Source organism: Nonomuraea sp. NPDC049695, assembly GCF_040674955.1.
Taxonomy (GTDB): domain Bacteria; phylum Actinomycetota; class Actinomycetes; order Streptosporangiales; family Streptosporangiaceae; genus Nonomuraea; species Nonomuraea helvata.
Genome location: NZ_JBFANV010000031.1, coordinates 104,013 through 113,648, shown reverse-complemented (window position 1 = coordinate 113,648; position 9,636 = coordinate 104,013). Strand labels below are relative to the sequence as shown.

The window sequence follows — 9,636 nt, the reverse complement described above, 5'->3', positions numbered from 1 at the left end:
CAACTTGCCCGACGCCACCGCAGGCGTCTGCAGATAACACCTACTGGTCGTATAACAACCACTGGACGACAACGAACCAGAACCCGACCAGATCAACCCCGTACCCTGCGCCCCGACCGACGGATCGTGCTCAACCTGCGCCTCCAGACGCAACGCCCGCGAATCCGGGTCCCCGCCATAGGCGTAGAAGGTCGGCTGCACGGACGACAACGTCCACAACCCCGCCACCTGCTGCCCCGGGGAAGCCAGCATCTCCGACACCACCGGCTTGGAGGTATCCACCCGTCCGCCCTGCCACTCCGACCACTGACTGGCAATCCCGTCGGCGGTGGACACGCGGACCCGCCAGCGAACCAGCCAACCGTCCTTCAACTTGCCCGCCGTCACAGCGGGAGACTGCAACCAGCATCTGCTGGTCGTGTAACAACCGCCGCTCGACACCGCGCCGGTACCGGACCAGATCAACCCTGTGCCCTGCGCTGCGACCGCGGGATCGTGCTCGACCTGCGCCTCCAGACGCAACGCCCGCGAGTCGGGGTCGCCGCCATAGGCGTAGAAGGTCGGCTGCGTGGACGGCAACGTCCACAGCCCCGCCACCTGCTGGCCCGGCGAGGCCAGCATCTCCGACACCACCGGCTTGGAGGCGTCCACTCGCGCGGACTGCCACTCCGACCACGGGCCCGCCTCCCCTTCAGCGGTGGACGCCCGCACCCGCCAGCGAACCAGCCAGCCGTCCTTGAGTTCGCCCGACGCCACCGTGGGGGTCTGCAACCAGCATCTGCTGGTCGTGTAACAACCGCCGCTCGACATCGCGCCGGCGGCCGCCCAGATCAGGCCCGAGCCCTGGCTCGCCGCCGACGGATCGTGCTCGATCTCCGCCTCCAGGCGCAACGGCCGCGAATCCGGGTCGCCGCCGTACGCGTAGAAGGTCGGCTGCGTGGACGGCAACCTCCATAGTCCTGACGCCTGCTGTCCCGGGGAGGCCAGCATCTCCGACACCACCGGCTTGGAGGTGTCCACCCGTCCGGCCTGCCATTCCGACCACGGGCCGGCCACCTGGTCGCCGGTGGACACGCGCACGCGCCAGCGGACCAGCCAGCCGTCCCTTAGCTTGCCCGCCGTCACCGCGGGAGACTGCAGCCAACATTTGCTCGACGCGTAACAACCGCTGCTCGACAGCGTGCCGGTATCGGACCAGATAAGCCCGGAGCCCTGGCCGGCGGCCGACGGGTCGTGCTCGATCTGCGCCTCAAGGCGCAACTTGCGTGAATCGGGATCGCCGCCGTAGGCGTAGAAGGTCGGCTGCGTGGACGGCAACGTCCACAAGCCCGCTACCTGCTGTCCCGGGGAGGCCGTCGCCTCCGACACCACCGGCTTGGAGGTGTCCACGCGCGCGTACTGCCACTCCGACCACGGGCCCGACACCAGCGCGCCTGCGGTGGCGGTGGACTGCACCACCGCGCGCACCCGCCACCGGACGTGCCAGCCGTTCTGCAGCCCCGTCACCGCGGGCGACTCGTGCGAAGCCCAGCACGTCTGCCCCGTGAAACATGTTTCATCGAACGTCGTGCTCTGCCCGGACCAGATCAGCCCCGTACCCTGGCCGGTCGCCGCCGGGTCGTGCTCGACCTCCGCCTCCAGCACGCCAGGCCGCCGGTCCACGTCCGAGATCGCGGCGGTGAAGGACGGGCTGGTGGTCGGCAGTATCCACTTGCCCGTCACCAACTGGCCGACAGGCGCCGACACCATGCTCACTGCGGGCCCGGGCGGGATCGTCTTGAACACCGTCGTGTCCACGCGCGCCGACACCCACTCCGACCACGGCCCCGACGACCCGGACGTGGTGGTGGCGCGGGCCCGCCAGCGGATCTGCCAGCCGTCGGTCAGCTTCCCTGACGGCACGACCGCCCAGGCATTGGTGCCTGACACGTACGCCTTGTCCGAGGAACCGGACCAGATCAGCCCCGCCCCCTGAGCGGGAACGGCCGGGTCGTGCTCGACCTCCACGTTGAGCTTGCTCGACCGGTTCTCCGGATCGGTCACCTTCGCGAACAGCCACGGCGTCAACGTCCCCGCCGTCCACGACGCGGAACCGGGAAGGGCGGGATCCATGCCCAGTGACTGGATCGCCGGTTTGTTGAGGTCGATGGCGGCAGCGGTCCAGTCGGTCCATGGGCCGAGGGCGCCGGTGGCGGTCTCACCGCGTACGCGCCAGCGGACCTTCATCCCGTCGGTCAGCTTCGCGGCCGGGAGCTGCACCCAGGCGTTGCCACCCGAAGCGTACGCGGTGGCGCCCTTGCCCTCCCAGATCAGGCCCGTACCCTGCGCCGGTACGGCCGGATCGTGCTCGACCTGCGCCCACAGTTTCGAAGCACGCGAATCAGGGTCGCTGACCTTGGCGTACACCCACGGCGTCACCGACGACGCCGTCCACGACGTCGCACCCTTGGTCGCCGGAGTCAAACCGGCGTCGGAGGCAGCGGGCTTCGTCACGTCCACCACGGCGCTCTGCCAGGGCGACCACTCGCCCTCCACGCCCGCCGTCGTCACACCGCGCGCTCGCCAGCGAACCTTCATGCCGTCCGTCAGCTTCGCTGCAGGCACCTGCACCCAGGCATTGCCGCCCGAAGCGTAGGAGGTGGTGGCCTTGCCGGACCAGATCAGTCCCGTGCCCTGCGCCGGTACGGCCGGATCGTGCTCGACCTCCGCGCCCAGCACCAGCTTCGAACCGCCGGCATCGGTCACCTTCGCGTACAACCACGGCGTGACGGACGCCAGCGTCCACGAGTCCGTCCCACGCGTCGCAGGCACCGCACCCAGACCGTTACCCGCCGTGCCGCTCACCGCGACCGTCGACTCCTGCCACTCCGACCACGGACCGGCCACCCCATCGGAAGCCGACACCCGCACCCGCCAACGAACCAGCCAACCATCCTTCAACTTGCCCGACGCCACCGCAGGCGTCTGCAGATAACACCTACTGGTCGTATAACAACCACTGGACGACAACGAACCAGAACCCGACCAGATCAGACCCGTACCCTGCGCCCCGACCGACGGATCGTGCTCAACCTGCGCCTCCAGACGCAACGCCCGCGAATCCGGATCCCCGCCGTACGCGTAGAAAGTCGGCTGCACGGACGACAACGTCCACAACCCCGCCACCTGCTGACCCGGGGAAGCCAGCATCTCCGACACCACCGGCTTGGAGGTATCCACCCGTCCGGCCTGCCATTCCGACCACGGGCCGGCCACCTGGTCGCCGGTGGACACGCGCACGCGCCAGCGGACCAGCCAGCCGTCCCTTAGCTTGCCCGCCGTCACCGCCGCAGTCTGCAACCAGCACTTACTCGTCGTGTAACAACCACTGGACGACAACGAACCAGAACCCGACCAGATCAGACCCGTACCCTGCGCCCCGACCGACGGATCGTGCTCAACCTGCGCCTCCAAGCGCAACGTCCGCGAATCCGGGTCGCCGCCATAGGCGTAGAAGGTCGGCTGCGTGGACGGCAGGCTCCAGATCCCGGACGTCAACTGTCCGGGGGAGGCTATCGCCTCCGAAACCACCGGCTTGGAGGTGTCCACCCGCGCGGACTGCCACGCCGACCAGGCACTCACCACGCCGCCGGACGTGAGCACCCGCACCCGCCAGCGAACCAGCCAGCCGTCCTCCAACTTGCCCGACGTCACCGCCGGAGTCTGCAACCAGCACTTACTCGTCGTGTAACAACCGCTGGACGAAAGGTCGCCGCTAGCGGACCAGATCAGACCCGTACCCTGGGCGGCGACCGAAGGGTCGTGCTCGACCTGAGCCTCCAGGCGCAACGGCCGCGAGTCCGCGTCCCCGCCGTACGCGTAGAAGGTCGGCTGCGTGGATGGGAACGTCCACAATCCCGTCACCTGCTGGGCCGGAGAGGCTGACATCCCCGACACCGCCGGAAGCGCGGCGGCCTGCGTCCGGGTGGCCTTCGCCTCGTTCTGCGTCGCGCTCCCCAAGGACACCCTGTGCATGGCAGCGCTCTCGGCGTGAACACGGGTCTGTCGTCTGTCGTTCTTCGTTGGTGCAGATGCGGCGGGATCGGAGGACGAGTCCCAGGTCAGCGGCGGCGGGCTGTTCAGCCCGTCCGTGGCCGGCTCGTCGAGCACCTCGTGCGCCTTCTCCAGCGGGAGCGAGTCCTTGGGCCGCCTCCCGCCGACGCCCTTCGTCTTGTCCTCGGTCTTCTGCTTCGGCTGCGTGGCGGCCGGGCCGACGAGGTGCGGCAGGTTCGCCGCGGTTCCGGACTGCTGGACGGGGACCGCTCGGGCGGAGCCTGAAGCTGGGGAGCCGGGGATCGCCAGCCGGTTCGGCGCCGGGTCCACGACGACCGCCTGCGCCTGCAGCGCGAGAATCCCCGGCATGAGGATCACGGTCACGACCACGACGAGGCGGCTCAGCCACCGCGATAGTCCATTTCGTCCGATGCCGAACCGAGTCCGGCCCAACACACCCGCACCTGTCCGAGCACGCCGCATGGCCACGCCCACGCTCCCCGCAGACCAGGCGCATCCCCGTAAGCGCCGCATAAAGAACGCCACAGATATACACAGAAAAGTCGAATCAGGAATAGGCCTTGACAAGGTGATCACTGTTGGTGCAGCGGGCCGGAAATAGTCCCAGCGAAGGGGATTCGGCCAGCTCATGCACAGGAGGCCCAAAACAGCAGTGTGACGTAGATCACACAGGAAGTCTTGATTTCCTAAAGGATGTAGACGAATTGTAGACGAATTCTGTAGCGTCACCGTCACCATGCGTCTCACATGGCCAGCACTCGCGCCTGCGCAAGGGACTCCGGGGCAGGCGACCAGGCAAGAAAGCGCGGCGCGTCATTCTGGCGAGAAGCGGCTGAGGCGTTCGTGTAGAGATCGAAGCATTCGGTCCCCGCCCTTACCGGCTACTCACGGCAAGGGCGGGGACCGATTTTCTCTACGGCATCGAGGATCATGCGAGCAGGTCAAAGCCGTTTCGAATTCCTTTGTCGTCGCTCCCGTTTATTGCCCAGCGAGAAGAACTACACAGGCAATTAACTACTTGGGTCGACGACTACAGCTTCCGGCTCGCTCGCCCACCTTCCCGTTACTCCGGCCGCGCGGGGCGAGACCCGAGACAAGGGCACCTTCTCCCTCAGGATGCTCGGCTCGTACGTGGCACCGCGCGGCCGCGTACTCCAACTGTGGTGCAACGACGCCCCTACTCGCACCAAGACCGTACTCAACCGGGCCCTGGCCTACACCATGGCGACCCGCCGGACCGTGCCAGACGTGACGTGAGCGCCCCATCGGACCAGCAGCGACTGCCCGGTCATTCCAGGCCGGCGCCCTGGAAACGGCTTCTCATCTCGCTCGCACGCATTGGCGCGTTCCTGCGGCGAAAGCCGTCCTTGCTCTGTGGCGACTCGAAGCGAAGATCGCTGAGCCGACGGCGCCGTGCGGAGACCGCCGGCGCCGCCGGCCCGGCGTTGACCGTCGGATTCGGCCTTGACCATCGCCATCCAGGTGGGCGTCGATACGCCCTGTCCGGCACGGCCATCGATGCGGCGGGATGACGACCACAGGCGTGCTCGCCCGATCACGCCACCGCATCGGCCGCGCCGGACGCGAACACGGCGACCCGGCGCTCCACGCCGTACGGACGGCGGCACGGGCGACAGGACCGCCGAGCACTCGTAGCCAGCCACCACCGGGGCCATGGCTGAACGGGAAAGCGCGGGATGCGTGTCTGGAACAGGACTACCGAAGGCGCGCCCTTCGAACAGGGCGATCAGTCCTTTCACCGGCCGCTTCCAGGCTGAGCACCACCCCGCCCCTGCTCACCACCCCACCGGCCCCGCCCGACAGCACCAAAGAGAACAGGACAGGCACCACCATGGCCGAGGGACGCACCTTCAAACGCTGCTCCTGCCGCGACAGCGACGGCAAGGAACTCGAGCAGAAATGCCCCAGGCTCCGCCGTTCCGACGGCGGATGGAGCTACCGGCACGGCATCTGGAACTACCAGATCGAACTCCCGCCCAGCCCCGACGGCAAGCGGCGCGGACCGCTGCGCCGCGGCGGCTTCGCCACCCAGGACGCAGCCAAGGACGAACTCGGCCACGTGCGCGACCTGCTCGCACTGGCCGACTTGCGCGAGCCCGCCACCCGCACCCAGATCGCCGACCTGATCAAACGCACGCTGGCCGAGACCAACACCCTCCCGAACGCGGAAACCATCCACCGAAAGATCAAGACCGGGCAGCATCTGACCCAGGAGATCACCGTCGAGCAGTGGCTGACGGAGTTCCTCAACCGCAAGCGGAAGATCGAGGAGACCACCCGACGCTCCTACGAAGGCCACATCCGGCTCTACCTGACGCCGTATCTGGGACAGCTGCGGCTGGATCAGCTCAAGGTCAGCGACATCGCGTTGATGTTCGAGCAGATCGAGGAGTTCAACGACACCATCACCGAACGCCGCGCCGACCCCAATCCGCAGGTGCGCGAGAGCGTCAAGTACCAGCGGCCGATCAGCATCGCCACCATGCACCGCATCCGCGCCACCCTCCGGCACGCCCTCAACATGGCCATGCGCCAAGACCGGCTCATCGACTTCAACCCCGCCGCCGTCCTGGAGATGCCCGCCCACACCCGGCCAAAGCCGCTGGTATGGACCGACGACCGCGTCGGCGCCTGGCAGGCCGACTACCGCAGCTACCGGGAGAGGGAAAAGCAACGCCGGGGTGGACGGCGGGTCGATCCGATCGACGCTTACACCAGCGTGCCGCGCCCCTCCCCGGTCATGGTGTGGACGCCAGCGCACACCCGCTTGTTCCTCGAAGAGGCCCAGCGTCACCGCCTGTTCGCCCTCTACCAGCTGATCGCACTGCGCGGCCTGCGCCGGGGCGAGGCATGCGGACTCCGCTGGAAGGAGGTCGATCTCAACGGCAACACTCTGACCGTGAACTGGCAGCTCGTACAGCTGGCCTGGGAAGTTCACGAGGGCACCCCAAAGACCGACGCCTCGGTCCGGACGATCGCCCTGGACACCGACACGTCCCGAGTGCTGCGTGCCCATCGGCAGCAGCAACTGCAGGAACGGCTGGCCATGGGCAAGGCCTGGGCCGACACCGAGTTCGTGTTCACCCAGCCCGACGGTAACCGATTGCATCCCCAGCACGTCTCCGACCAGTTCCTGTGGCTGGCCTACCTCGCCGGCCTGCCACCCATCCGGCTCCACGACCTCCGCCATGGCGCGGCCTCGCTGATGCTGGCCGCCGGGGTGGAGATGAAGGTGGTACAGGAAACGCTGGGCCACACCTCCAGTGCGTTCACCGCCGACACCTACACTTCCGTCTACCCGCAGGTGGCCACGGCTGCGGCCGAGAAGACCGCCGCCATGCTGTTCGGCAAGAAAGACCAGGCCCAGCCCGGGCAAGTCATCTCGCTGAGGAGCTGACAGTCGGATTAAGCATCCGGCCCCGCGTTCGCCGCCTGCTCGCGGCGAGTCGGGGCCGCTGCTCTTGTACCGAGTGGGAGGACGGCAAATGGATCATGGTGTGTGCGTGTGTGGGGTTGGTGCGCGCGAGCACGTACGGAGCACGCAACCGCTAGACCAAAATTCTAGAACACATCCGATTCCGCATAACCGCAGGTCAGACCATGATCAAAGCGCGCCCTGCAGCATTCGAACCTGCGACCGTCGGATTAGAAGCAAGATCCCTAAGTGCCGCGCCGTGCCGCTGGGTGACGTTTCGTGCCACCTCAATGCGTTTTGCGTGGCGGGCAATGCCGGGCTCTGACGGCGTGTGACGGGGCGTACGAGCACGCACCGAGCACGGCGGACAGCCTATTCGATCATTGCATCGTGGCGTCCGTACGCAAGAGCACGGGACAACACATAGAGACGATAAGCGCTGTGCTCGATACGTGCTCCAACCTCCTGAACGGCTCGCCAGGTGGGCCCTTGGGCAGGAGACTAGTTTGCGACCTGCCTGGAGACGGACTCCGGCTTTACCGACAGTGAGCGTGCCAGCATCATGATTGCCACCGCACCGCCCAACGCAGTCACCTGCGGACAGCCTAGGCTTGTCGGGGATTGAGGTACGGAGGCCCGGCTTTCAATGCGCCCCCGCGGACAGCGCGCTCGACCCGGCCGGCCTCCTTCCCATCGCGGCAGATCAGATACCGGTAGCCGAGATGCTCATGAACGTAGGTTTTGGTCAGCTGGTCCAGGCTGAGGCGGCCAAGGCCAATGTCGGCCTGCTGCTCGGGTGTGAGAGCGGGGATGACGAAGCGGTCGCAGACGTAAGAGCCTGCTGACAAAGGGATTTGGTGTCGCGATTCCAGCCAGGAGACCGCCGGAGCCCGGTGGGAAGCCATCCGGCCCGGGGTGTGCGGGTGGGTTGAGAATGTCAACCGCGCAGCGTTATCGAACCTACCATCGAATAATTTCGATCCAGCTAGCGCTAGCATGGCGTGCCATGTCGATCACCGAGGAGACGATCACAAGACTGCGGGTCGCGGCTGCCGCCGGGGACCCAGATGCCGCTCGCGAGTTGGGCCGCCTGTTGTGCATGCTCAGGACCGACTCCCTGGAAGAGGCCATGGACGCTGATTTCCTGGCTACGTGGCCGGAGGAACCCTGGCTACGCGCCGCCCTGCGCGCCCGCCCTGATGATCAGCTCGCCGCCGTCCTTCTGGCTGGGCGGCTCGTTCAGCAAATCGCTTTCTGGCAGATCGATGACGACCACGCGATGGCGCATGGCGAGGACGACGACACGCTCGCCCGCAGACACGACGAAGCACACGCCCTGTACGCGATAGTGCTGAAGACCGATCCCGGCAATGCCGCCGCGCGCGCCGGGGTCGCCACCCTGAACGCCTGGACCGACGACACTGGCGCCTTCGAGAAGGAACCGCCCTTCTCGTATTACGAGCTAATCATGGAGGCGGGATCGGGCTCGTTCACCCATTCCGAGCATGTGGTCGCCACCGATCCAGACGAGGTGCGCTGGGCTTGCTCCTGGCTCGTGGCTCCGATGGTGGCACAGGTAGAGGGGCCTCCCTTCGGGGTGGACCTCGACCTGTTCACCTACTCGGATGGGCGATTCGACAGCGTCGTCCATCTTGGCCGGCATCTGCACGCCGATGGGACGCTGGACTGGGACGCGATCGAGATCCCGCCGCTCACGGGCGATCCACTCCCCGTCGGCCACCCAGTCGGCATCGGCCACTACGGCTACTTCTGCGACTGGGGGTAACTTGTCATACAAGGTCTGATCTCGCGTTCCACGTTCCCGCTCGAGCTCCGGCACCAAACTCTTTGTCGGCAGGCTCTAAATGTTGAACTGGTCCCCCGAGCGCCTCCCCGACGCGTGCGCCTTCAGCCGTGTCCGCAACCCCAGCGGCTTCTGAATCTGGCCGGGCTCGGCCACCAGGTGCCCTGCTTTCGCCCTCGCCCGCTCATCCCGGCATACAAGAACACATCTCCCCGCCACACGGTGTACGCCCCGGCAGCCAGGCGAGGAATCTGGTCGTTCGGCCACTCGGAGAACTTGAAGAGTGGCCCCTCCTGCAACTCGTTCACCTGCCTGAAGGTACAACTCCGTCACACGATACACA

3 protein-coding genes are annotated in these 9,636 nt (G+C 66.9%); 2 read left to right on the top strand and 1 reads right to left on the bottom strand.

Annotated elements, in window-relative coordinates:
• The coding region (locus AB0J64_RS26215) for a hypothetical protein (protein ID WP_364031815.1) at positions 1-4,416 on the bottom strand (4,416 nt) is incomplete at its 3' end.
• Between the two features lie 1,489 nt (positions 4,417-5,905).
• Here AB0J64_RS26215 and AB0J64_RS26210 point away from each other — a divergent pair.
• Positions 5,906-7,471 (top strand): tyrosine-type recombinase/integrase, encoded by a 1,566-nt coding sequence (locus tag AB0J64_RS26210; protein WP_364031812.1) that lies wholly within the window; start codon positions 5,906-5,908, stop codon positions 7,469-7,471.
• Positions 7,472-8,495: 1,024 nt separating this feature from the next.
• On the top strand, positions 8,496-9,275 hold the full coding sequence (locus AB0J64_RS26205; protein ID WP_364031809.1) for a hypothetical protein: 780 nt from the start codon (positions 8,496-8,498) through the stop codon (positions 9,273-9,275).
• The last annotated feature ends 361 nt before the right edge of the window (positions 9,276-9,636 follow it).

What these genes read in the sequence shown, in the direction of transcription:
- AB0J64_RS26205 (WP_364031809.1), top strand. Translation starts at nt 8,496, where the DNA reads ATGTCGATCACCGAGGAGACGATCACAAGACTGCGGGTCGCGGCTGCC.
- AB0J64_RS26210 (WP_364031812.1), top strand. Translation starts at nt 5,906, where the DNA reads ATGGCCGAGGGACGCACCTTCAAACGCTGCTCCTGCCGCGACAGCGAC.